The following is a 22,539-nucleotide window of genomic DNA, read 5'->3' as shown; positions in this document are numbered from 1 at the left end:
GTGCGAGACGGGGCCGGGCCTCCGGAAGGAGCGGTGCGGCGCGTCGGCGCCGGGACTCAGTGGGAGTGGCCGTGACCGTGGCCGTGGCCGGCGTCGGCCTCCTCCTCGGCGGGCTTCTCGACGACGAGGGTCTCGGTCGTCAGGAGCAGCGAGGCGATGGACGCGGCGTTCTCCAGCGCGGAGCGGGTGACCTTGACCGGGTCGATGACGCCGGCCTTCACCAGGTCGCCGTACTCGCCGGTGGCCGCGTTGAAGCCCTGCCCGGCCTCCAGCTCGGCGACCTTCGAGGTGATGACGTAGCCCTCGAGGCCCGCGTTCTCGGCGATCCAGCGCAGCGGCTCGACCGCGGCGCGGCGGACGACCGCGACACCCGTGGCCTCGTCGCCGGTCTTGTCGAGGCTGCCCTCGAGGACCTTCGCGGCGTGGACGAGCGCGGAGCCGCCACCGGAGACGATGCCCTCCTCGACCGCGGCGCGGGTCGCGGAGATGGCGTCCTCCAGACGGTGCTTCTTCTCCTTGAGCTCGACCTCGGTCGCCGCGCCGACGCGGATGACGCACACGCCGCCGGCGAGCTTGGCCAGGCGCTCCTGGAGCTTCTCGCGGTCCCAGTCGGAGTCCGTGGACTCGATCTCGGCCTTGATCTGGTTGACGCGGCCGGTGACCTCGGAGGCGTCGCCGCCGCCGTCGACGATGGTGGTGTCGTCCTTGGTGACGGTCACGCGGCGGGCCGTGCCGAGCACGTCCAGACCGGCCTGGTCGAGCTTGAGGCCGACCTCCTCGGCGATGACGGTCGCACCGGTGAGGGTGGCGATGTCGCCGAGCATGGCCTTGCGGCGGTCGCCGAAGCCGGGGGCCTTGACGGCCACGGCGTTGAACGTGCCGCGGATCTTGTTCACGACGAGGGTGGAGAGCGCCTCGCCCTCGACGTCCTCGGCGATGATCAGCAGCGGCTTCGACGCGCCGGCCTGGATGACCTTCTCGAGCAGCGGGAGCAGGTCCTGGATCGAGGCGATCTTGCCCTGGTGGATCAGGATGTACGGGTCGTCGAGGACGGCCTCCATACGCTCCTGGTCGGAGACCATGTAGGGCGAGAGGTAGCCCTTGTCGAAGGCCATGCCCTCGGTGAAGTCCAGGTCGAGACCGAAGGTGTTCGACTCCTCGACGGTGATGACACCGTCCTTGCCGACCTTGTCCATCGCCTCGGCGATCAGCTCGCCGACCTGCGGGTCCTGCGCGGAGAGCGCGGCGACGGCGGCGATGTCCGACTTGTCGTCGATCGGGCGCGCGGTCTTGAGGAGTTCCTCGGAGACGGCGCGGACCGCGGCGTCGATGCCCTTCTTCAGGGAGGCCGGGGAGGCGCCCGCGGCGACGTTGCGCAGACCCTCGCGGACCAGCGCCTGGGCGAGCACGGTGGCGGTGGTCGTACCGTCGCCCGCGATGTCGTTGGTCTTGGTCGCCACCTCCTTCACCAGCTGAGCGCCGAGGTTCTCGTACGGGTCGTCGAGCTCGACCTCGCGGGCGATCGTCACACCGTCGTTGGTGATGGTGGGCGCGCCGAACTTCTTGTCGATGACGACGTTGCGGCCCTTGGGGCCGATCGTCACCTTGACCGTGTCGGCAAGCTTGTTGACGCCGCGCTCAAGGGCGCGACGGGCGTCCTCGTCGAACTTCAGGATCTTCGCCATGGAGCTTCAGTCAGTCCTCTCGGGGGAAAGACGAACCGCGCCCCTGCCGCCCGGCTTCGATGAGTAGCAGGGGCCAGGAGCGCGGATCACATGCAGAAAGTGCGAGGAGAATTACTTCTCGACGATCGCGAGCACGTCGCGGGCCGAGAGGACGAGGTACTCCTCGCCGCTGTACTTCACCTCGGTGCCGCCGTACTTGCTGTAGAGCACGACATCGCCGACGTTCACGTCGAGCGGGAGGCGCTCGCCGTTCTCGAAGCGGCCCGGGCCCACGGCCAGGACGACGCCCTCCTGGGGCTTCTCCTTGGCGGTGTCCGGGATGACCAGGCCAGAGGCGGTGGTCTGCTCGGCGTCGAGCGGCTGGACCACGATGCGGTCCTCGAGCGGCTTGATGGCAACCTTGGAGCTTGCGGTCACGATCCGGTCTCCCCCTTCGGAGATCTACGGGGTTTTACGTCATGGGGTGGCGACCAGGTGGGTCCGCCGTCGCGGGGGCCGAACCGTCCGGTCGCTGGTTGGCACTCTCCTGCGGTGAGTGCCAGGCCCGAGACTATGACCGCGATTAGCACTCGGTCAAGCGGAGTGCCAATCGCGTACCCGCGTGGGTGGCTCGGGACTACCCTGAGCGGCATGACCGCAGAACCGATCCCCGACTGGTTCTACCCTCCGCCCGGCGGCTGGACGGTGGACGACCTGTCCCGGCTTCCGGCCGACGCCCCGGCGTTCGAGCTCATCGACGGAGCGCTCATCATGATGTCGCCGCAGACCGACTTTCACAGCGTGGTAATGCGGCGGCTGGCCAACGCCATAGAGGATGTCGTTCCGGCAGACGAACCCCCACTGCGCGTCGTCACTGAGATGACCGTGCGGCTGGCGAAACGGCAGGGCCCCGAACCGGACGTGCTGATCGTGAATGCCCCCCGTCAGGGCTCACGAACGCAGTACCTGCCCTCCGAGGTCGTGCTCGCGGTCGAGATCGTCTCCGCCGAGTCCGAGGAACGCGACCGGCAGACCAAGCCGTTCAAGTACGCCCAGGCCGGCATCCGGCACTTCTGGCGGATCGAGAACGAGAAGGACAAGCCGGTGGTGCACACCTACGAGCTCGACGACACCACCGGCGCCTATGTCGCCACCGGCATCCACCGCGGCACGCTGGACATCGCGGCACCGTTCCCGATGACCATCGCGCTGGACACGCTCTACTGACCAAGGCCGACAATGGCCCGGTGAACGATCTCGACGCCTTCGCCGCCCTCCGCTCGCCCGCGGGTCTCGCGCTGCTCGACGGGCTGCGGGACCACGATCCGGCGCGGGAGCTGGCGACGGCGACGCGGCTGCGGCGGGAGCACCCCGCGGAGCTGGTGTCCGCGGCGCTGGGGCAGGCGCGGCTGCGGCAGCGGGCGGTGGCGAAGTTCGGGGCGGAGGACGCGTACCGGATGTTCTTCACGCCGAACGGGGTCGAGCAGTCGACCCGTGCGGCGGTCGCCGAGCACCGGGCCGCGCGGTTCGCCGCGCGGGGGGTGCGGAGCGTCGCCGACCTGTGCTGCGGGATCGGCGGGGACGCGATCCCGCTCGCCCGGGCCGGCATCGCGGTGCTCGCCGTCGACCGCGACCCGCTCACCGCGGAGGTGCTGCGCGCCAACGCGGACGCGCTCGGCCTCGCGGACCTGATCGAGGTCCGCTGCGCCGACGTCACCGAGGTCGACACCGCGCCCTACGACGCCGTCTTCGTCGACCCCGCGCGGCGCGGCGGGCGCGGCCGGATCTTCGACCCCGAGGCGTACTCGCCCCCGCTGTCCTGGGCGACCGCGGCCGCCCGCCGCGCACCCTTCGCCGCGCTGAAGGTCGCGCCCGGCATCCCGCACGACGCCGTCCCCGACGGCTTCGAGGCGGAGTGGATCTCCGACGGCGGCGACGTCAAGGAGGCGGTCCTGTGGCGGGGCGGCGAGCCGGGCCGCGTCCGCGCGACCCTGCTGCCGTCGGCCGCGACCCTGACCGGTCGCGGCCTGCCCGACCCGCCGGTGCGGTCCGTCGGCCGCTACCTCTACGAGCCGGACGGCGCCGTCATCCGCGCGCACCTCGTCGCCGAGGTCGCCGACGACCTAGCCGGCGGGCTCATCGACGAGACGATCGCGTACGTCACCGCGGACGAACTGCGCGAGACGCCGTACGCCACCGCGTACGAGATCACCGACGTCCTCCCCTTCGGCGTCAAGAAGCTCAAAGCGCTCCTCCGCGCACGCGAGGTCGGCGTCCTGACCGTCAAGAAGCGCGGCTCGGCCGTCGAGCCCGAGGAACTGCGCCGCAAGATGAAGCTCTCGGGCCCGAACGCGGCGACGGTCTTCCTGACCCGCGTCGCGGGCGCCCCGACCATGCTGATCGGCCACCCGGCGAAGGGCTGACCGGACCGGCCCCGTCAGCGCGGCGAGGACCTCCGCGGCCGGAGCGCGGCGACGGCGGGTCCGGAACGACGCCCGGTCCGGCCGCGCACACCGGCGAGCGGGCGGCAGAGGCGACGCGGGACCACAGGGGCGGGCCCGAGCTGGTGAGGCGGCGCCGCCGAGCCGGAGGCGGGGCCTCGCCCGGTACGGCCCCGCGCGCTCAGCGCTCGCGCGGTCGGCCGGGGGTGCCCGGGAGCGGGCGGAGGCTGGCCACGGCCTTGCGGCCCTCCTCGCGGAGCTTCTCCTCGCGTTCGCGCGCCTTGACCTTCTCGCGGGCGACGCGGCCGCCGTCGTGGGGGGCGCGGGCGGGGCGGGGGATGCCGGGGCGGGCGAAGCGCAGCAGGACCGGCCAGGCGAGGAGGAGGACGCCGGCCAGGACGAGCGCGAGCAGCCCGCCGCCGGAGGCCTTGCCCGAGGTGCCGAGCCAGAGCACCAGGCCGTACCCGGCCAGGATCAGGGCGGCCGGGATGGAGACGGCCGCCATGATCCAGCGCGACCGGGCCCGCAGACCGTCGTTGCGTTGCTCGTCGCCCTTGTAGCGCTTGACGGCGCCCTCGTTGCCGTACTTCCACTCCCGGCGCCACCAGATGAACCAGACGATGACGCCGTACGCGGCCGCGGCGGTCAGGGCGTTGAGCAGCAGGTCCTGCCAGACCACGCCGGTGAACTCCATCAACTTTCCGGCCACGGGCACGAGTTGAGCGTCCGAAGTCTCCATGCACATCGGATGACCGCCCCCGCCCCGTTCAGTCCTCCGCGGCCGCCTCGAAGCGCCACCGGTGCGGCGGGCGGGCCGTCAACTCGTCGGGTGGGGGCGGGAGTTCGGGCAGCGGTGCGTCGAACGCCGCGTCCCAGTGGGTGATGACGAGGACGCGGTCCGCAGGGGCGGTGTAGGTCTCGCGGCGGACCGGCGCGGGGGCGAGGACGCACGCGCGGGCCCAGGCGAGGAGTTCCGCGCCCCGGCCGGGCGCGGCCTTCGCCTCCCACATCAGGGCGACCGTCATGAGTAGAGGTTGTCCTTCGCGGTCTCGTGCACGTGGTCGTGGGAGTGGCCCCCGTGCGCACGGCCCGGCACGTGCGGGTCCGTCACCGGCAGCGAGGAGTCCGCCGACAGGTCCCACGCGGAGGCCGGCCGGTTCCGCGCGACCATCTCCGCGCCGAGCGCGGCGACCATCGCCCCGTTGTCGGTGCAGAGCCCCGGCCGCGGCACCCGCAGCCGGATGCCCGCCTTCTCGCACCGCTCCGCCGCCAGCGCCCGCAGCCGCGTGTTCGCCGCGACCCCGCCGCCGATCATCAGGTGGTCGACGCCCTCGTCCTTGCACGCGCGCACCGCCTTGCGGGTCAGCACGTCCACGACCGCCTCCTGGAAGGACGCCGCCACGTCCCGCACCGGCACCTCCTCCCCCGCGTTCCGCCTCGCCTCGATCCAGCGGGCGACGGACGTCTTCAGCCCGGAGAACGAGAAGTCGTACGCCGGGTCCTTCGAGCCGGTGAGCCCGCGCGGGAAGGCGATCGCGTCCGGGTCGCCCTCGCGCGCGTAGCGGTCGATGACCGGGCCGCCGGGGAATCCCAGGTTCAGGATCCGGGCGATCTTGTCGAACGCCTCGCCGGCCGCGTCGTCGATCGTCGCGCCGAGCGGGCGGACGTCGGTGGTGATGTCCGGGGCGAGCAGCAGCGAGGAGTGCCCGCCGGAGACGAGCAGCGCCATCGTCGGCTCGGGCAGCGGCCCGTGCTCCAGCTGGTCGACGCAGATGTGCGAGGCGAGGTGGTTGACCCCGTACAGCGGCTTGCCGAGCGCGTAGGCGTACGCCTTCGCCGCCGAGACGCCGACGAGCAGCGCGCCGGCGAGGCCGGGGCCGGCCGTCACGGCGATGCCGTCGAGGTCGGACGCGGCGACGCCCGCCTGCTTCAGCGCGCGCTCGACGGTGGGGACCATCGCCTCCAGGTGCGCGCGCGAGGCGATCTCGGGCACGACGCCGCCGAAGCGGGCGTGCGCGTCGACGCTGGAGGCGACCGCGTCGGCGAGCAGGGTCGTGCCGCGGACGACGCCGACGCCGGTCTCGTCGCAGGAGGTCTCGATGCCGAGGACGAGCGGTTCGTCAGCCATGGCCTGTCTTTCGTTCCCTTCAGAGCTTCCCGAGCCGCATGACGAGCGCGTCGACGTTGCCGGGCTGGTAGTAGCCGCGCCGGAAGCCGATCGGCTCGAATCCGAAGCGGTGGTAGAGCTTCTGCGCGCGGACGTTGTCGACGCGCACCTCCAGGAGCACCTCGGCGCAGTCGAACGCGGAGGCGTGTTCGAGGAGGTCGGTGAGGAGCCGGGCGCCGACGCCGCTGCCCCAGTGGTCCTCGGCGACGGCGATCGTCTGCACGTCCCCCTGGTCGCCCGCCGCGGCGAGGCCCGCGTAGCCGACGAGGCGGCCCCCGGCGTCCTCGGCGACCACGTACCTGCGGGTGGCGCCCTGCCCCCGGGAGTGGGTCAGCTCGGACCAGAACATCCCCTTGGACCAGGCGTCCTGCGGGAACAGCTCCTTCTCCAGGGCGAGCACGGCGCGGATGTCCCACCAGCGCATCTCGCGCAGGGTCGTGGCGTTCGGCGGGGTCACTTCGGGGTGACCACCTTGTAGTTCTTCGGCACCTGCGCGTCGGGGCGGCGCAGGTACAGCGGGCGCGGGTCGGGGAAGGCCTCGCCGGCCGCGAGCCGCTCGGCCGCCAGCGCCGCGAGCGCGGCGGCGGAGACGTGCTCGGGGGCGCGGGCGTCGGGGAAGGTGTCGGGGTAGAGCAGCGCGCCCGCGCCGACGGCGGGCAGCCCGGCGACCCGCTCGGCGATCTCCGCGGGCCGGTCGACGGCCGGCTCGCCCGTTCTGGTGCGCCGGTCCTCGTACCGCGCCCAGTAGACCTCCTTGCGGCGGGCGTCCGTCGCGACGACGAACGGTCCCTCCACCTCGGCGGCGTAGGCGAGCCCGTCGAGCGTGCACACGCCGTGCACGGGCACGCCGAGCACGGAGCCGAAGGACGCGGCGGTCACGAGCCCGACCCGCAGGCCGGTGTACGGGCCGGGGCCGGTGCCGACGACGACGCCGGTGACGGCCTCCAGCTTCAGGCCGGCGTCGGCGAGGACCCGGTCGACGGCCGGGAGGAGCAGTTCGCCGTGCCGGCGGGCGTCGACCTGGGACGTCTCGGCGACGACGCGCTCGCCGTCGTGGAGCGCGGCGGTGACGGCGGGCGTGGCGGTATCCAGAGCGAGCAGAAGCACGTCAACAGAGTAGGCGCTCCCGGCACGCGACGCGGAACGGAACGGCAAGGGCACCGTCCAGGAGGCCTCGGGGGGCAGGGCGGAGGGGCCGCCGGGGTCGCCGTCGAGCCGTCCGGCCTGCCCCGGTGGCGGGCGGGGGCGGTGCTGCTAACGTCAGCCGCGAAAGCGGAAGCGGCGCCGGAGCAGGTGCTTCGCAGGCGGAATGGGGAGCCAGGGTGGCAAGTCGCAGCTCGGGAATCGTGGCCGGGCTGACCGCCGCGGCCCTCGCGGTCGTCGGATTCCTCGGCTGGCAGGCCTCGGCGAACGTGCCGGCCGACCTGGGCAAGGAGCAGGGCGGCTCCTCGAAGGAGTCCACCGCCCCGAAGGCCCCCGGGAAGAAGACCGACCCGAAGGCGCTGCCCGCCGACTCCGGCACCGGGCAGCGGGTCGTCTACTCGCTCGGGCAGGACCGGGTCTGGCTCGTCACCGAGACCGGGGACGTCTCGCGCACCTTCGAGGTCACGCCCGGCACCGTCGACCCGGCGCTCGGCACCACCCCGGTGTCCTCCCGCTCGAAGTCGACGACCGGCTCGGACGGGGCCCGCATCGAGCACGTGGTCCGCTTCGGCGGCGGCTCGGAGACCCCGATCGGCTTCAGCGCCGCGGTCGACGGCTCGACCCCCGCGCCGGACCCGGACCGCGAGACCGGCGGCATCCGCGAGTCCCGCGCCGACGGCGAGGCGATGTGGCTCTTCGCCGGCATCGGCACCGACGTGGTCGTCGTCCCGTAGCGGCACGCCCCCGCCCGGCCCGCACGCGCCTCCGGCACTAGGCCGCGCCGCGCTCCAGGGGCTCCGCGGGGCCCGCGGTCCCCTCCCGCCCGTCCCGGCGCAGGGCCCGCGGTCGCGCGGCGCGCTCCTCGTCCTCCGCGGACGCGGACGGCTCGGGCGGGGTGGAGACGGTCGCGGCCGCCGCACAGGAGGCCAGCAGGTCGCGCATGGACACGGGTGGGCGTGTCCCACGTTCCGGTGTCGGCACTGTCGCCTCCTGAAGGACGGGGGCCGGCTCTGGTTAGGTAGACCTAACCAAAGGGGGAATACCCCATGTCACCACGGCCCACACCCGTTGCGCAACATCTTCCCGACGGGCTGTCGGGATGTTGACGGCCGTCGGACGATACGACCGGACCCCCGCCCGCACGCCCTCAGCCGTCCAGCGCGACCCCCGCCCACCGCTCGCCGACGCCGTGGAGCGCGACCTGCCGGACGTCGTCGTCGGTCTGGCCGGTCGCCCGCTCGATGACGACGTGCAGCCGGTTGTCGGACAGCCCCTCGACCTTGCCGTCGCCCCACTCGACGACGATCACGGACTCCGGGAGCGAGACGTCGAGGTCGAGGTCCTCCATCTCGTCGAGCCCGCCGCCCAGGCGGTACGCGTCGACGTGGACGAGCGCCGGACCGCCGGTCAGCGACGGGTGGGCGCGGGCGATGACGAAGGTGGGCGAGGTGACCGCGCCGCGGACGCCGAGGCCCTCGCCGAGGCCGCGGGTCAGCGTGGTCTTGCCCGCGCCCAGCTCCCCGGTGAGCAGCACCAGGTCCCCGGGGCGCAGCAGCTTCGCGAGCCGGAGGCCGAAGGCCTTCATCGCCTCGGGCGACTCGACGGTCAGCCGGGCGGAGGCGGTTGCGGTGACGGCTTCGGCGGGGCCTGCGCCCGCCGGATTCTGCGGTGTTCCCATGGGATCCGATGCTAGGGGGTGGCCGGCGGATCTCCCCCGCGACCGGAGCGACCCGCACGCCGCGGCCGCGCCCGGCCGGGTGCCACCGGCTGCGGCCGGTCCTGGCGGGCCGGATCCGCCGGCCGGCCCGTCCCCCCGCCGACCCCGGCGCGGCGCAGCAGGCCCGCGAGGTGGGCGTTGACCGTCTCCGGGTGCTCCAGGATCACCAGGTGGCCCGCGTCGGGGACGACGACCAGCTCCGCGTCGGGGAGCAGGGCTGCGATCGCCTCGCTGTGGCCGCTCGGGGTGACCAGGTCCTTCGCCCCGGCGAGGACGAGGACCGGCAGGTCGGCGAAGCGGTCGAGCGCGGCCGCCTTGTCGTGCTCGCCGAACGCGTTGTAGAACTCCGCGACCACGTCGATCGGCGTGCCCTCGATGAGCCGCTCGGCGAACCGGGCGACGGCGGGGTCGACGTCGTCGGAGCCGAAGGAGAACCGGGCGACGAGGCCGGTGAACAGGTCGGCCGTGGCCCGCCGGCCCTTCTCGACCATGTCGACGCGGTCGCCGAGCAGCTTGAGCACACCGGGCAGCACCCGCCGCACCGCGTTGACGCCCGCGACCGGCAGCCCGAAGTTGACCTCGCCGAGCCCGCCGGCCGAGGTCCCCACGAGCGCGACGCCCACCACCCGCTCGCGGATCAGCTGCGGGTACTGCGCGGCGAGCGCCATCACCGTCATGCCGCCCATCGAGTGCCCGACCAGCACGATCGGGCCCTCGGGCGCGGCCGCGTCGATGACGGCCTTGAGGTCGCGGCCGAGCTGGTCGATGGTGACCGGCTCGCCGCGCTGCTGCGCCACGCCGCGCGCCGAGCGGCCGTGGCTGCGCTGGTCCCAGTGGACGGTGCGGACGACGCCGCGCAGGGCGGCGCGCTGGAAGTGCCAGGAGTCCTGGGTGAGGCAGTAGCCGTGGCTGAACACGACGGTGACGGGGGCGGCCCGGCGGCGGCCGAAGCGCCGGCGGCGGCGTGCGGCGGGCGCCGGCTCGGGGGCCACGTCGTCGACCTCGTACGCGAGCTTCGTGCCGTCGTCGGAGACCGCGGTGCCGGGGGTGCCGCGCAGGGTGCCGTACGGGCCGGCGGAGTCCAGGGCGAGGCGGGCCTTCCTGCGCATGCCGCGGCCTATGGTGAGCCGCTCCAGGGTGACCCCGGCGGCCGCGCCGACGGCGATCACGCCGATCGCGGCCCCCGCGATGCCGGCCCTGCGCCAGGAGCCCTCGGCCGGTACGGCGTCGACGGCGGCGGTCACGGCCGCGGCGGCGTCACGCCCCTTGCTGGTCTCGCTCACCGTGCCGAACTCCCTTACTGGCTGCTGCCGTTCGCCGCTCCGGCCGTCCCGTTGCGATAGATCCGCGGGACCCGCGGGCCGATGCGGGTGACGATCTCGTACGCGATGGTCCCGGCCGCGCGCGCCCAGTCCTCGGCGGTGGGCTCGCCCCGGTCGCCGGGGCCGAAGAGCACCGCGCGGTCGCCGGCGGCGGGCGTGTCGCCGCCGAGGTCCACCACGAACTGGTCCATCGCCACCCTCCCCGCCACGGTGCGCAACTTGCTACCGATCAGTACCGGACCGGTACCCGATGCGTGGCGGGGAATGCCATCGGCGTACCCGACGGGGACGAGACCGAGCGTCGTGTCGCCGGGCGCGACGTAGTGGTGGCCGTAGCTGACGCCGTGGCCTGCGGGAACGCGCTTGACGAGGGCGAGGTCGGCGGTGAGGGTCATCGCCGGGCGCAGACCGAGGTCGGCGGAGGAGCCGAGCTCGGGGCTGGGCGAGATGCCGTAGAGCGCGATGCCGGTGCGGACCAGGTCGAGGTGCGAGGCGGGGACGGTCAGGGTGGCCGGGGAGTTGGCGTGGTGGCGGACCTCCGGGTCGAGGCCGGCGGCCTCCGCGTACGCCACGAGCTCGGTGAAGAGGTCGAGTTGGGCTTGGATCGAGGGGTGGCCCGGCTCGTCCGCGCACGCGAAGTGCGACCACAGGCCGGTCACCTTCACCGCGCCCTCGGCCTCCGCGGCGCGGGCCGCGGCGACGAGTTCCGGCCAGTCGGCGGGCGCGCTGCCGTTGCGGCCCAGGCCGGTGTCGGCCTTCAGGTGCACCCGTGCGGTCCGGCCCGCCGCGCGGGCCGCGGCCACGGCCTCCCGCAGCGCCCACATCCCGCTCACCGACACGTCGACGTCCGCCTCGACGGCCTCCCGCCACGGTCCGCCCGGCGTCCACAGCCAGCACATCACGGGCACCCGGGTGAGCCCGGCCGCCCGCAGCGCCAGTGCCTCCTGCGGGGTCGCCGTCCCCAGCCAGCCCGCCCCCGCCTCCAACGCGGCCCGCGCCACCGGCACCGCCCCGTGCCCGTACCCGTCGGCCTTCACCACCGCCATCAACGCGGCCTCGGGCGCACGCTCCCGCAGCGCGCGCACATTGCCGCGCACCGCGGCGAGATCGATCTCGGCACGGGCGCGGGACGGTGGCGTCGCTGTCTCGTTCATCGCGCACAGTGTCTCAGAGGGGTCGGGCGGGACGGCGGCGCGTTCACGGGGCGGACCGGGCCCGCCCGGCCGGGGTCCCTCAGCCCGTGACCGAGCGCCAGGCGGCGGCGAGCTCGGCGGCCACGGTCATCGCGGTGGCGGGGGCGCCGTCCGACGCCGTGCGCCCGGCGAGGCCGTGGAGGTAGGCGCCGGTCGCGGCGGCGTCGGGGGCGGAGAGGCCGGTGGCGAGGAGGGAGGCGGTGAGGCCGGAGAGGACGTCGCCGCTGCCGGCGGTGGCGAGCCAGGGGGTGCCGGTGGGGTTGGCGCGGACGGGGGCGGCGAGGCCGGGGGCGGCAGGGGACGAGGCGATGACCGTGGTGGAGCCCTTGAGGAGGACGGTCGCGGAGAACTCCGCGGCGAGGCGGCGGGCGTGGGCGAGGCGGGCCGCCTCGACGGCGGAGCGCTCGACGCCGAGGAGGCGGGCGGCCTCGCCGGCGTGCGGGGTGAGGAGGGTGGGGGCGGTGCGGGCGCGGACGGCGGCGGGGTCGGCGAGGCCGAGGCCGTCGGCGTCGAGGAGGACGGGCACGTCGGAGGCGAGCGCGTCGGCGACGGCGGCGCGGGCGTCGGGCTCGTCGCCGAGGCCGGGGCCGACCGCCCAGGACTGGACGCGGCCCGTGCCGACCAGGACCTCGGGGAACCGCGCGAGCACCGCGTCCGAGGTCTCCGGCGAGCCCACGTACCGCACCGCGCCCGCGCCCCCGTGCAGTGCGCCCGCGACGGCGAGGACCGCGGCGCCGGGGTAGCGGCGGGAGCCGGCGACGACGCCGACCACGCCGCGGCGGTACTTGTCGCTCTCCGCGGTCGGGCCGGGCAGGAGGGCGGCGACGTCCGCGTGCTGCGGCGACTCCGCGTCGGGCGCGCCGGGGATGTCGAGGCCGATGTCGACCAGGTGGACCGTGCCCGCGTGCCCACGGCCGGGGTCCACGAGCAGGCCGGGCTTGTACGCGCCGAACGTGACGGTCACGTCGGCGCGGACCGCCTCGCCGGCGACCTCGCCGGTGTCGGCGTCGACGCCGCTGGGGACGTCGACGGCGACGGTCGTGGCCGCGGAGGCGGCGGCGGCGCGGGCGAGGGGGACGGCGTTGTCGCGCAGGGCGCCCTTGCCGCCGATGCCGGTGATGCCGTCGAGGACGAGGGCGGCGCGGGCGATGTCGGCGAGCGGGTCGGTGGAGAGGCGGCCGCCGCTGCGGAGGAAGGTCGCGAGGGCGGTGGGGTGGGTGCGGTCGGGGTTCAGCAGGACGGCGCGGACCGCGGCGCCGCGGTGGGCGAGGCGGGCGCCGGCGAGGAGGGTGTCGGCGCCGTTGTCGCCGGTGCCGACGAGGAGGGTGACGGGGGTGGCGTAGAGCTTGCCGGTGCGGCGGAGGAGGCGGGTGCACGTCGCGGCGAGGCCGGCGGCGGCCCTCGCCATCAGTGCGCCGTCGGGGAGCGCGGCCATCAGCTCCCGCTCGGCGGAGCGGACCCGCTCGACGCTGTACGCCTGACGCATACGGTTCTCCTCACTCGTTCGGCCGCGGGCCGGTGGACCCGCTCCGCGGGGACTTCTCCCCCACCCGCCCCTTCCCGCAGTATCGACGTGCAGCTCCGCTGCGTGGCCCTCGCCGGGCGGCTTTGCGCCTAGCGGCGCAGTACCCGGGCTCCGCCCGGGCGGCCTCGAACGCCGGACGGGCTGAGATATTTGCCGGCTTGGCTGAGAATGCCCAGCTCGCTCTGGGATTCGTGCCGCTCGGCGGCAATGTCAGCCGCTACCCGCTGTGGGCCATCGTGCCGCTGGGTGAGTGGGGTCTCCCCTGCTCGAGCGAAGCCGAGAGCTCGGGGAAGGGTGGGCACAGCGCAACGTGCCCAGTGCAGCGACCGCACCCTGCCCGGCGTCGGCCCCACCCGCACTAGCCCTCCGCGATGACCACCGCCGAGGCGACGCCCGCGTCATGGCTCAGGGAGACGTGCCAGCTCTGGACGCCGAGCGCGGACGCACGCGCGGCGACGGTGCCGGTGACCTTCAGACGGGGCTGCCCGCTGGGCTCGACGTAGACCTCCGCGTCGGTCCAGAGGAGGCCCGCGGGGGCGCCGAGGGCCTTGGCGAGGGCCTCCTTCGCGGCGAAGCGCGCGGCGAGGGAGGCGGGGCCGCGGCGCTCGCCGCCGGGGAGGGTCAGCTCCGCGTCGACGAAGAGGCGGGTGGCGAGTTGGGGCGTGCGCGCGAGCGCCGCGGCGAAGCGGTCGATCCCGGCCACGTCGATGCCGACGCCGATGATGCTCATGGGCCGCACGATAGCCCGACCGGCCGGACCGCACGGCGGGCGGCCGCAGCGCCGCGGCCCCCGTTCCGCCCTCGGGTGACACACCCCACCCGCCACTCGCGCCCGTCGCGCGGGAGAATGGGCGGGTGATAGCCGTCTCGACGCGTGGCGCAGCCGCCACCTCCCCCCGCCGGCCGGCCGAGCCGACGCCGTACGTCGACCTCACCCGGGAGCAGTGGGTGGCGCTGCGGGACAAGACGCCGCTGCCGCTCACCGCGGAGGAGGTGGAGCGGGTGCGGGGGCTCGGGGACGTCATCGACCTGGACGAGGTGCGGGACATCTACCTGCCGCTGTCCCGGCTCCTCAACCTGCACGTGCAGGCGACGGACGGCCTGCGGGCCAGCCTGAACACGTTCCTCGGCGAGACCGGCAGCCAGGCCGGGACGCCGTTCGTGATCGGCGTGGCGGGGAGCGTCGCCGTGGGGAAGTCGACGGTCGCCCGGCTGCTGCAGGCACTCCTTGCGCGCTGGCCGGAGCACCCGCGGGTGGAGCGGGTGACGACGGACGGGTTCCTGCTGCCGATGAAGGAGCTGGAGGCGCGCGGGCTCACCGCGCGCAAGGGGTTCCCCGAGTCGTACGACCGGCGCGCGCTGACCCGGTTCGTCGCGGACATCAAGGCCGGCAAGGACGAGGTCTCCGCGCCGGTCTACTCGCACCTGATCTACGACATCGTGCCCGGCGAGCGGCTCACCGTCCGCCGCCCGGACATCCTGATCGTCGAGGGCATCAACGTCCTGCAGCCCGCCCTGCCCGGCAAGGACGGCCGGACCCGGGTCGGTCTCGCCGACTACTTCGACTTCTCGGTGTACGTCGACGCGCGCGCCGAGGACCTGGAGCAGTGGTACCTCAACCGGTTCCGCGCGCTGCGCGAGACCGCGTTCCAGGACCCGTCGTCGTACTTCCGCAAGTACACGCAGGTCTCCGAGGAGGAGGCGATGGCGTACGCGCGGACGATCTGGCGGACCATCAACAAGGTGAACCTGGTGGAGAACGTGGCCCCGACCCGCGGACGGGCCGACCTCGTCGTCCGCAAGGGCCCCGACCACAAGGTCAAGCGGCTCAGCCTGCGCAAGCTCTAGCCCGGCCCCACTACCACCCCGGCCCGCGCCCCGCCCGTGCCGCGGCGGCTACCCTGCCCGCATGCTGCACCTGCGGATGATCGTCCCGGCCGACCGCACGGCCGAGGTGGTCGCACTCATCGAGAAGACCGTCGGCACCGCCCACCTCGCCGTGCTCGACGGGGCCGCCCGGATCCCGGCGGGCGACGTCGTGCTGTGCGACGTGGCCCGAGAGGCGGGGGACGGGCTGATCGCCGAGCTGCGGCGGGCGGGGATCGACGAGTGCGGGGCGATCAGCGTCGAGGACGTCGACCTGACCCTGTCGTCGCGCGCCGAGCAGGCCGAGAAGGACGCGCCCGGCGAGGGCGCGGACGCGGTGCTCTGGGAGCAGCTGACGGAGGCGACCCACGAGGAGTCGACGCTCTCGATCACCTACCTGGCGTTCCTGACCCTCGCCACCATGATCGCCGCGTGCGGTGTGGTGCTCGACAACGCGATCCTGATCGTCGGCGCGATGGCGGTCGGACCCGAGTTCGGGCCGCTGGCCGGGGTGTGCACGGCCGTCGTGCAGCGCAGGCCGCGCCTCGCGCTGCGGTCGCTGGTCGCGCTCCTCGCGGGGTTCGCGGTGGCGATGCTGGTCACGCTGGGGTTCAGCTGGTTCATGGACGCCATGGGCCTCTTCACGGAGAATCAGCTGGAGGCCAAGCGCCCGAACACGGCCTTCATCTACGCCCCCGACGAGTTCTCCTTCGTCGTGGCCGTGCTGGCCGGAGCGGCGGGCATGCTCTCGCTGACCTCGGCGAAGTCGGGCGCGCTGGTCGGCGTGGCGATCTCGGTGACGACCGTCCCCGCCGCGGCCAACGCGGCGGTCGCGTTCCTCTACGAGGACCAGAAGCAGGCGTGGAGCTCCACCGAGCAGCTGCTGCTCAACCTGGTCGGCATCGTCGTGGCGGGCGTCCTCACCCTGCTGGCGCAGAAGCTCCTGTGGCGCGTCGGACGCCGCCGCGCAGGCGACGGCACCGGCGCGGGGCCGGGCCGCGCCTCGACCCTCTGACCGCGCCGATCCGGGGCCACCGGGCACGGGAGCCGTACGGGCGGGCAGTAAGCCGCTGCCCCTGGAACGCAGCGGCCCCCTCGAACGCCGCGGGCCCCGCCGGAACACCGCCCGGCGGGGCCCGTGACCGTCGACCCGCCCTATCCGAGCGAGGACTTCACCACGTCCGCCAGGCGGCCCGCCACCGAGCGGGCCTGGTCGATGTCGGCCGCCTCGACCATGACGCGGACCAGCGGCTCCGTGCCCGAGGGGCGCAGGAGTACGCGGCCGGTCGCGCCCAGCTCGCGCTCCGCGTCGGCGACCGCGGAGCGCAGCTCGGGCGAGCTGTCGACGCGGGACTTGTCGACGTCCGGGACGTTGACCAGGATCTGCGGCAGCCGCTCCATGACGGAGGCGAGGTCGGCGAGCGTGCGGCCCGTCGCGCACAGGCGCGCGGCCAGCAGCAGGCCCGTGAGGGTGCCGTCGCCGGTGGTGGCGTGGTCGAGGACGATGACGTGCCCGGACTGCTCGCCGCCGAGCGCGTAGCCGTGCTCCTTCATGGACTCGAGCACGTAGCGGTCGCCGACGGCCGTCTGCTCCAGGGCGATGCCCTCGCGCTCCATGGCGAGCTTGAAGCCGAGGTTCGACATGACCGTGCCGACGACGGTCCCGCCGCGCAGGGTGCCCTGCTCGCGCATCGCGAGGGCGAGCACGGCGAGGATCTGGTCGCCGTCGACCTCCGCGCCGGAGGCGTCGACGGCCAGGCAGCGGTCGGCGTCGCCGTCGTGCGCGATGCCGAGGTCGGCGCCGTGCTCGACGACGGCCGCCTTCAGCAGGTCGAGGTGGGTGGAGCCGCAGCCGTCGTTGATGTTGAGGCCGTCGGGCGTCGCGCCGATGGTGACGATCTCGGCGCCGGCCCGGGCGAACGCCTCCGGCGAGACCCGCGCGGCCGCGCCGTGCGCCTCGTCGAGGACGACCTTCAGCCCGTCGAGCCGGTTCGGCAGCACGGCGACGAGGTGGGCGACGTAGGCGTCGAAGCCCTGGTCGTAGTCCTTGACGCGGCCGACGCCGGCGCCGGTGGGCCGGTCCCAGGGCTCGCCGGTGCGGTGCTCCTCGTAGAGGGCCTCGATGCGGTCCTCCAGCTCGTCGGCGAGCTTGTGGCCGCCGCGGGCGAAGAACTTGATGCCGTTGTCGGGCATCGCGTTGTGCGAGGCGGACAGCATGACGCCGAAGTCGGCGCCCAGCGAGCCCGTGAGGTACGCCACGGCCGGGGTGGGCAGCACACCGACCCGCAGCACGTCCACACCGGCGCTGGCCAGGCCCGCCACGACCGCGGCCTCCAGGAACTCGCCCGAGGCCCGCGGGTCGCGTCCGACGACCGCCACCGGCCGGGGGCCGGCCGCGGAGCCGGCCTCGCCCAGGACGTGCGCCGCCGCCACGGAGAGGCCGAGCGCGAGCTCCGCCGTCAGATCCGCGTTGGCCCGCCCGCGCACGCCGTCCGTGCCGAAGAGTCGTCCCACTGTCGTCCTCCGAAGATCTACCGGGCCGTCCCTGACCCGCGCCGAACTGAAGCCTTGTGTGTCCTGCTGCGTGATAAACGAACGCCCCGGCGGCACACGAAGTGCGGCCGGGGCGTACGCGTGGAGCTGTCCTGCGGGCAGGCGCTGGTTAACGCTTGCTGTACTGCGGGGCCTTGCGGGCCTTCTTGAGACCGGCCTTCTTGCGCTCGACCGCACGGTCGTCACGCGTCAGGTAGCCGGCCTTCTTCAGCGCCGGGCGGTTGTTGTCCACGTCGGCCTCGTTCAGCGCGCGGGCGACACCGAGACGGAGCGCACCGGCCTGACCGGAGACGCCGCCGCCGGAGATGCGGGCGATGACGTCGTAGCGGCCGTCCAGCTCGAGCACCTTGAAGGGCTCGTTGACCTCCTGCTGGTGCACCTTGTTCGGGAAGTAGTCCTCGAGCGTGCGCCCGTTGACCTTCCACTTGCCGGTGCCCGGCACGATGCGGACGCGCGCGATCGCGTTCTTGCGACGGCCCAGGCCGGCGGCCGGCTGCGGGTCGCCGAAGCGGGCCGCGTTCGACTCGGAGGTGTACTCACCCTCCAGCGGCGCCTCGGACTCGAAGGTGGTGACCTCCGCGTAGTTCTCTTCGCCCTCGACGTTCTCGACGGGGGTCTCGGCAGTGGTCTCGGCCACGATGCTCCTCAGATTTCTGTTCGTCTTAGGGGGTGGCCGGACTTACTGCGCGACCTGGGTGATCTCGTACGGCACGGGCTGCTGAGCGGCGTGCGGGTGCTCGGAGCCCGAGTAGACCTTGAGCTTCGAGAGCACCTGACGACCCAGGGTGTTCTTCGGGATCATGCCCTTGATGGCCTTCTCGACGGCCTTCTCCGGGTTCTTCGCCAGCAGCTCGTCGTAGCGCACCGAACGCAGACCGCCCGGGAAGCCCGAGTGGCGGTAGGCCAGCTTCTGGGTCTTCTTGTTGCCCGAGAGGTGGACCTTGTCCGCGTTGATGATGATGACGAAGTCGCCGGCGTCGACGTGCGGCGCGTAGATCGGCTTGTGCTTGCCGCGCAGGAGGTTGGCGGCGGTGGTCGCCAGACGGCCCAGGACGACATCCTGGGCGTCGATGACGTGCCACTGGCGAGTGATGTCGCCGGGCTTGGGGCTGTACGTACGCACGTTCGTAGCCTTCTTCGCTTCTTCAGTGAGTGGTCCTGACAAGGCCGCCGAGCCCTGGGGCAGCACTGGTGGCACCTCGGGGACGCAACCCGGGCACCTACCGCTTCCCACCGGTCCGGCGGACCTGCGTAAGGGCCCCTCGCGTGAGAACGACCAAGCCAATACGCATAACGAACCAGCAGAATACCCAAGCCCGCCCGGACGGGTCAAAACGCGGTGCCGAGCCGGCCGACAACCAGCAGCTTCCCGGCCCGGCACCGGCAGCATCCCCGCCCAGGCCGGCAAAGAAATCCAGCCCGGCCGGCGCTTGAGGCCACCGGCCGGAGGCCGGTATCCGCGGCGGAGCCGCGAACCCTCTCGTCGCCGCCGCCCAAGGCCCCCGCGGCGGAGCCGCGAAGCTCCTCGCTGCCGCCGCCCAAGGCCCCCGCGGAGCCGCCTACCGCTCGCGCACGACCCTGCGCTCGTCCCAGACCGGCTCCGCCGTCTCCCGGACGACGCCGTCCGAGCCGAAGACCAGGTACCGGTCGAAGGCGCGGGCGAACCACCGGTCGTGGGTGACGGCGAGCACGGTGCCCTCGTACTGCTCGAGCCCCTCCTGCAGCGCCTCCGCCGACTCCAGGTCGAGGTTGTCCGTCGGCTCGTCCAGCAGCAGCGCGGTCGTCCCGGCCAACTCCATCAGCAGGATCTGGAACCGCGCCTGCTGCCCGCCGGAGAGCCGCTCGAACCCCTGGTCCCCCTGCCGCTCCAGCTCGTACCGCCGCAGCGCCCCCATCGCCGCCCCGCGGTCCTTGGAGTGCTCCGACCACAGGATGTCGACGAGGGTGCGCCCCATCAGCTCCGGGTGCGCGTGCGTCTGCGCGAAGTGCCCGGCGACGACCCGCGCGCCCAGCTTGAAGGACCCCGTGTGCGCGACGGACTCGCCCGCGAGCAGCCGCAGGAAGTGCGACTTGCCCGACCCGTTCGACCCGAGCACGGCGACCCGCTCCCCGTAGTAGACCTCCAGGTCGAACGGCTTCATGAGCCCGGTCAGCTCCAGCTGCTCGCAGACCACCGCCCGCACCCCCGTCCGCCCGCCCCGCAGCCGCATCCGGATGTCCTGCTTGCGCGGCGGCTCCGGCGGCGGCCCCGCCTCCTCGAACTTCTCGAAGCGGGTCCGCATCGCCCGGTACCGCGAGGCCATGTCGGGGCTGTTCGCCGCCTGCTGCCGCAGCCGCAGGACCAGCGCCTTCAGCCGCGCCCGCTCCTCCTCCCAGCGCCGCATCAGCTCCTCGAAGCGGGCGAACCGCTCCTCGCGCGCCGCGTGGAAGGTCGCGAACCCGGCCCCGTGCACCCACGCGTCCGCGCCGGACGGGCCCGGCTCCAGGCTGACGATCTTCTCCGCGGCCCGGGACAGCAGCTCGCGGTCGTGCGAGACGAAGAGCACCGTCTTGCGGGTCTCCTTCAGCCGCTCCTCCAGCCACCGCTTGCCGGGCACGTCGAGGTAGTTGTCCGGCTCGTCGAGCAGCAGCACCTCGTCCGGCCCCCGCAGCAGCGCCTCCAGGACCAGCCGCTTCTGCTCGCCGCCGCTGAGCGTGCGCACCTCGCGGAACTGCGCCCGGTCGTACGGCATCCCGAGCGCGGCGGTGGTGCAGATGTCCCAGACGGTCTCGGCGTCGTACCCGCCGACCTCCGCCCAGTCGGAGAGCGCCTGCGCGTAACCCATCTGCGCCTTCTCGTCGTCGACGGTCAGGATCGCGTGCTCGGCGCGGTCGACGGCGGCGGCCGCCTCGCGGATCCGGTCCTGGGCGACGGAGACGAGCAGGTCGCGCACGGTCCGCTCGTCCTGGACCGAGCCGACGAACTGCCCCATCACGCCGAGCCCGCCGGTGACCGTCACCGTGCCGCCGTGCGGCTGGAGCTCCCGCTGCAGCAGCCGCAGCAGGGTGGTCTTGCCGGCCCCGTTCGGCCCGACCAGGGCCACGACCGCCCCCTCCCCCACCCGGAACGAGACGTCGCCCAGCAGTGGCCGCCCGTCGGGGAGGTAGTACTCGAGGTGTGCGGCTTCCAGATGTCCCATGGGCGCATTGTCACCGTCGGCCGCGGGGGCGGCCAAACGAGTTCCGTCCGGGGTGCGCGCCAGGCCCTAGGATGCCGGGCATGACCGATCCCGGCTGGGACCCCTGGGCGCGGCGCGAGCCGCGGCACGGGGAGCCGTACACGCACGCTCCCGCCACTCCCGACTGGGCCGCGCTCGCCGACGCCGCCGCCGCGCGCAACCGGCGGCGGAAGCTGCTCGGGATCGGCGGGGCCGCCCTGGCGATCGTCGGGATCGGCGCGGCCGTGGCCTACGCGATCGTCTCCGCCGACCGGCCCGCCGGCTCCTCCGACGCCCGGCCGCCCGCCGCCGAGCTGCCCGCGGGCGGCGAACCGCCCGGCGGCCCGACGACCGCAGCCCCGAGCTTCTCCTCCGTCGCCCCGCCGGTCCTGCCCGACCCGCAGGAGTTCATCGACAGCGCCGCGAAGGACACCGCCCCGCTGCGCGTGGAGGCCCTGTTCCCCGGCCGGACGCTGACCATGGCCGGAATCGTCTACAGGAAGGGCCCGCTCGACCAGGACCGGTCGTGCGCGAAGGGCGTGCAGCCGGCGATGGCCGGGGTGCTCGACGCGAACGGCTGCCGGCAGCTGCTGCGCGCCACGTACACCAGGGACGGGGCCGCGGTGACGGTCGCGGTCGCCGTCTTCGACACCCGCGCGCAGGCCGCGAAGGTCAAGGCGGCCAAACCGGCCGGGAGCAGCGTCCTGCCGCTCACCGGGTCCGGGGTCGCCGCGTTCTGCCGGGCGACGGTGTGCCGCAACACCGCCAACTCCACCGGTCGGTACGCCTACTTCACGCTCGGCGGGCACCTGGACGGCGATCCCGTCACCAAGGCCGACAAGGACGTCTTCCGCATCGGCGACGACCTCGCCGAGTTCGCCTTCCGGCAGATCCAGCGCCGGGGCGAGGCGCAGGCGTCCGCCGCTGTGAATTCCCCGTAACACCGCCCCGTGCGCCCCCGCGGCCCCACTAGCGTGGGGCCCACGGCGGTGCCCGGGGGGAAGTCGGCGGGGGGATCTCAGGGGTGGGACGACGATGAGCGGCGGCCGGCACGCCCTGCCGTCACCGCTGCGCAGGATCTTCGCGGAGATCGCCAGGTTCGGCCTCGTCGGGCTCTCCGGCATCGCCGTCAACCTGGCCGTCTTCAACCTGCTGCGGCTCACCACCCAGCTGCCGCCGGTCCGGGCGAGCGTCCTGGCCACGGCCGTCGCCGTCGCGACCAACTACCTGGGCTTCCGCTACTTCACCTACCGGGACCGGCCCGCGGGCGGCCGCCGCCGGGAGCTGACGCTGTTCGCGGTGTTCAGCGCGGCCGGGCTCGTCATCGAGAACGGGGTGCTGTTCACCGCCGCGCACGGACTCGGCCTGGACGGGCCGCTGCTGACCAACCTCGCCAAGTTCGCCGGGATCGGCGTCGCCACCCTGTTCCGTTTCTGGTCCTACCGCACCTGGGTCTTCCGCGCCGCGGCCGCGCAGGCCGGGGCCGGGGCGGGGACTGGGGCCGTGCAGGCCGGGGCGGAGACCGGGGCCGGGCCCACCGGCCCACTCCCCGTCCCCGCACCCGCACCCGCACCCGCGGCCTCCGGCCCGCCTCGCCCGCTCGGCGCGGTGAACGGCCTGTTCACCGACGTGGCGCACGGCGCCTTCTCGGAGGCCGAGACGCTGCCGCTGACCGTGGTGGCGTCGCCGCCCGGGCGCTGACGCCACCGACGCCGCACCCGGGCCGCCGCGCCCCCGGCCGGCCCGATCCG

24 protein-coding genes are annotated in these 22,539 nt (G+C 74.1%); 7 read left to right on the top strand and 17 right to left on the bottom strand.

Features of this window, described 5'->3' with window-relative positions; genetic code table 11:
• Positions 1–56: 56 nt before the first annotated feature.
• Together groL and groES are read right to left on the bottom strand one after the other, a co-directional pair.
• On the bottom strand, positions 57–1,685 hold the full coding sequence (gene groL / locus ACFWEG_RS10960; RefSeq protein WP_387212059.1) for a chaperonin GroEL: 1,629 nt from the start codon (positions 1,683–1,685) through the stop codon (positions 57–59).
• Between the two features lie 111 nt (positions 1,686–1,796).
• Entirely contained in the window at positions 1,797–2,105 is a 309-nt protein-coding gene (gene groES / locus ACFWEG_RS10955) for a co-chaperone GroES (RefSeq protein ID WP_387212071.1), read from the bottom strand.
• Between the two features lie 210 nt (positions 2,106–2,315).
• Between groES and ACFWEG_RS10950 the strand changes: the two genes are divergently transcribed.
• Entirely contained in the window at positions 2,316–2,891 is a 576-nt protein-coding gene (locus ACFWEG_RS10950) for a Uma2 family endonuclease (RefSeq protein WP_387212056.1), read from the top strand.
• Between the two features lie 20 nt (positions 2,892–2,911).
• Positions 2,912–4,087, top strand: a complete 1,176-nt coding sequence (locus ACFWEG_RS10945; protein WP_387212053.1) for a methyltransferase domain-containing protein — start codon at positions 2,912–2,914, stop codon at positions 4,085–4,087.
• A gap of 199 nt (positions 4,088–4,286) precedes the next feature.
• On the opposite strand, the gene ACFWEG_RS10940 is transcribed toward ACFWEG_RS10945, so the two are convergent.
• Genes ACFWEG_RS10940 through tsaB form a run of 5 tightly spaced genes read right to left on the bottom strand, consistent with a single transcriptional unit; the run spans position 4,287 to position 7,379 of the window.
• Positions 4,287–4,814, bottom strand: a complete 528-nt coding sequence (locus ACFWEG_RS10940) for a hypothetical protein (protein ID WP_387212050.1) — start codon at positions 4,812–4,814, stop codon at positions 4,287–4,289.
• Positions 4,815–4,872: 58 nt separating this feature from the next.
• Complete coding sequence (locus ACFWEG_RS10935) at positions 4,873–5,130, bottom strand: hypothetical protein (protein WP_387212047.1); 258 nt, start codon at positions 5,128–5,130, stop codon at positions 4,873–4,875.
• Positions 5,127–6,233: a tRNA (adenosine(37)-N6)-threonylcarbamoyltransferase complex transferase subunit TsaD gene (tsaD, locus tag ACFWEG_RS10930; protein ID WP_387212044.1), complete on the bottom strand. Its 1,107-nt coding sequence runs from the start codon at positions 6,231–6,233 to the stop codon at positions 5,127–5,129. Before tsaD ends, ACFWEG_RS10935 begins: the two co-directional genes overlap by 4 nt.
• 19 nt (positions 6,234–6,252) lie before the next feature.
• Positions 6,253–6,696: a ribosomal protein S18-alanine N-acetyltransferase gene (gene rimI, locus ACFWEG_RS10925; protein ID WP_387212068.1), complete on the bottom strand. Its 444-nt coding sequence runs from the start codon at positions 6,694–6,696 to the stop codon at positions 6,253–6,255.
• Positions 6,697–6,725: 29 nt separating this feature from the next.
• On the bottom strand, positions 6,726–7,379 hold the full coding sequence (gene tsaB, locus ACFWEG_RS10920) for a tRNA (adenosine(37)-N6)-threonylcarbamoyltransferase complex dimerization subunit type 1 TsaB (protein WP_387212041.1): 654 nt from the start codon (positions 7,377–7,379) through the stop codon (positions 6,726–6,728).
• A gap of 215 nt (positions 7,380–7,594) precedes the next feature.
• On the opposite strand from tsaB, the gene ACFWEG_RS10915 reads away from it, so the two are divergent.
• Positions 7,595–8,149 (top strand): hypothetical protein, encoded by a 555-nt coding sequence (locus ACFWEG_RS10915; protein ID WP_387212038.1) that lies wholly within the window; start codon positions 7,595–7,597, stop codon positions 8,147–8,149.
• A gap of 37 nt (positions 8,150–8,186) precedes the next feature.
• On the opposite strand, the gene ACFWEG_RS10910 is transcribed toward ACFWEG_RS10915, so the two are convergent.
• The 6 genes from ACFWEG_RS10910 to ACFWEG_RS10885 form a co-directional block, all read right to left on the bottom strand.
• Positions 8,187–8,363, bottom strand: coding sequence for a hypothetical protein (locus tag ACFWEG_RS10910; protein ID WP_387212074.1), 177 nt, complete (start codon positions 8,361–8,363; stop codon positions 8,187–8,189).
• Between the two features lie 199 nt (positions 8,364–8,562).
• On the bottom strand, positions 8,563–9,093 hold the full coding sequence (gene tsaE / locus ACFWEG_RS10905) for a tRNA (adenosine(37)-N6)-threonylcarbamoyltransferase complex ATPase subunit type 1 TsaE (protein ID WP_387212035.1): 531 nt from the start codon (positions 9,091–9,093) through the stop codon (positions 8,563–8,565).
• 11 nt (positions 9,094–9,104) lie between these two features.
• The gene (locus ACFWEG_RS10900; RefSeq protein ID WP_387212032.1) at positions 9,105–10,415 is read right to left on the bottom strand and encodes an alpha/beta fold hydrolase; all 1,311 of its coding nucleotides are present in this window, start codon (positions 10,413–10,415) and stop codon (positions 9,105–9,107) included.
• 14 nt (positions 10,416–10,429) lie between these two features.
• Entirely contained in the window at positions 10,430–11,608 is a 1,179-nt protein-coding gene (alr, locus tag ACFWEG_RS10895) for an alanine racemase (protein WP_387212029.1), read from the bottom strand.
• A 79-nt stretch (positions 11,609–11,687) separates the two neighbouring features.
• Positions 11,688–13,133: an NAD(P)H-hydrate dehydratase gene (locus ACFWEG_RS10890; RefSeq protein ID WP_387212026.1), complete on the bottom strand. Its 1,446-nt coding sequence runs from the start codon at positions 13,131–13,133 to the stop codon at positions 11,688–11,690.
• A 397-nt stretch (positions 13,134–13,530) separates the two neighbouring features.
• Entirely contained in the window at positions 13,531–13,902 is a 372-nt protein-coding gene (locus tag ACFWEG_RS10885) for a holo-ACP synthase (RefSeq protein ID WP_387212023.1), read from the bottom strand.
• A gap of 128 nt (positions 13,903–14,030) precedes the next feature.
• On the opposite strand from ACFWEG_RS10885, the gene coaA reads away from it, so the two are divergent.
• Positions 14,031–15,020, top strand: coding sequence for a type I pantothenate kinase (gene coaA / locus ACFWEG_RS10880; RefSeq protein ID WP_387212065.1), 990 nt, complete (start codon positions 14,031–14,033; stop codon positions 15,018–15,020).
• Positions 15,021–15,081: 61 nt separating this feature from the next.
• Positions 15,082–16,053, top strand: coding sequence for a DUF389 domain-containing protein (locus ACFWEG_RS10875; protein ID WP_387212020.1), 972 nt, complete (start codon positions 15,082–15,084; stop codon positions 16,051–16,053).
• A gap of 140 nt (positions 16,054–16,193) precedes the next feature.
• Here the strand turns inward: ACFWEG_RS10875 and glmM are convergent, their stop codons facing one another.
• The 4 genes from glmM to ACFWEG_RS10855 form a co-directional block, all read right to left on the bottom strand.
• Complete coding sequence (gene glmM / locus ACFWEG_RS10870; RefSeq protein ID WP_387212017.1) at positions 16,194–17,552, bottom strand: phosphoglucosamine mutase; 1,359 nt, start codon at positions 17,550–17,552, stop codon at positions 16,194–16,196.
• A gap of 148 nt (positions 17,553–17,700) precedes the next feature.
• The gene (rpsI, locus tag ACFWEG_RS10865; protein WP_387212014.1) at positions 17,701–18,228 is read right to left on the bottom strand and encodes a 30S ribosomal protein S9; all 528 of its coding nucleotides are present in this window, start codon (positions 18,226–18,228) and stop codon (positions 17,701–17,703) included.
• 42 nt (positions 18,229–18,270) lie between these two features.
• Positions 18,271–18,714 (bottom strand): 50S ribosomal protein L13, encoded by a 444-nt coding sequence (gene rplM, locus ACFWEG_RS10860; protein WP_387212011.1) that lies wholly within the window; start codon positions 18,712–18,714, stop codon positions 18,271–18,273.
• Positions 18,715–19,150: 436 nt separating this feature from the next.
• Positions 19,151–20,770: an ATP-binding cassette domain-containing protein gene (locus tag ACFWEG_RS10855; RefSeq protein WP_387212008.1), complete on the bottom strand. Its 1,620-nt coding sequence runs from the start codon at positions 20,768–20,770 to the stop codon at positions 19,151–19,153.
• A gap of 80 nt (positions 20,771–20,850) precedes the next feature.
• On the opposite strand from ACFWEG_RS10855, the gene ACFWEG_RS10850 reads away from it, so the two are divergent.
• Positions 20,851–21,729, top strand: a complete 879-nt coding sequence (locus ACFWEG_RS10850; RefSeq protein ID WP_387212005.1) for a hypothetical protein — start codon at positions 20,851–20,853, stop codon at positions 21,727–21,729.
• A gap of 94 nt (positions 21,730–21,823) precedes the next feature.
• Complete coding sequence (locus ACFWEG_RS10845; RefSeq protein ID WP_387212002.1) at positions 21,824–22,489, top strand: GtrA family protein; 666 nt, start codon at positions 21,824–21,826, stop codon at positions 22,487–22,489.
• The last annotated feature ends 50 nt before the right edge of the window (positions 22,490–22,539 follow it).

This window comes from Streptomyces sp. NPDC060194 (genome assembly GCF_042728285.1).
GTDB lineage: Bacteria > Actinomycetota > Actinomycetes > Streptomycetales > Streptomycetaceae > Streptomyces.
Note: the sequence above shows the minus strand (reverse complement) of the source record. Positions and strands in the feature narration are given on the sequence as shown.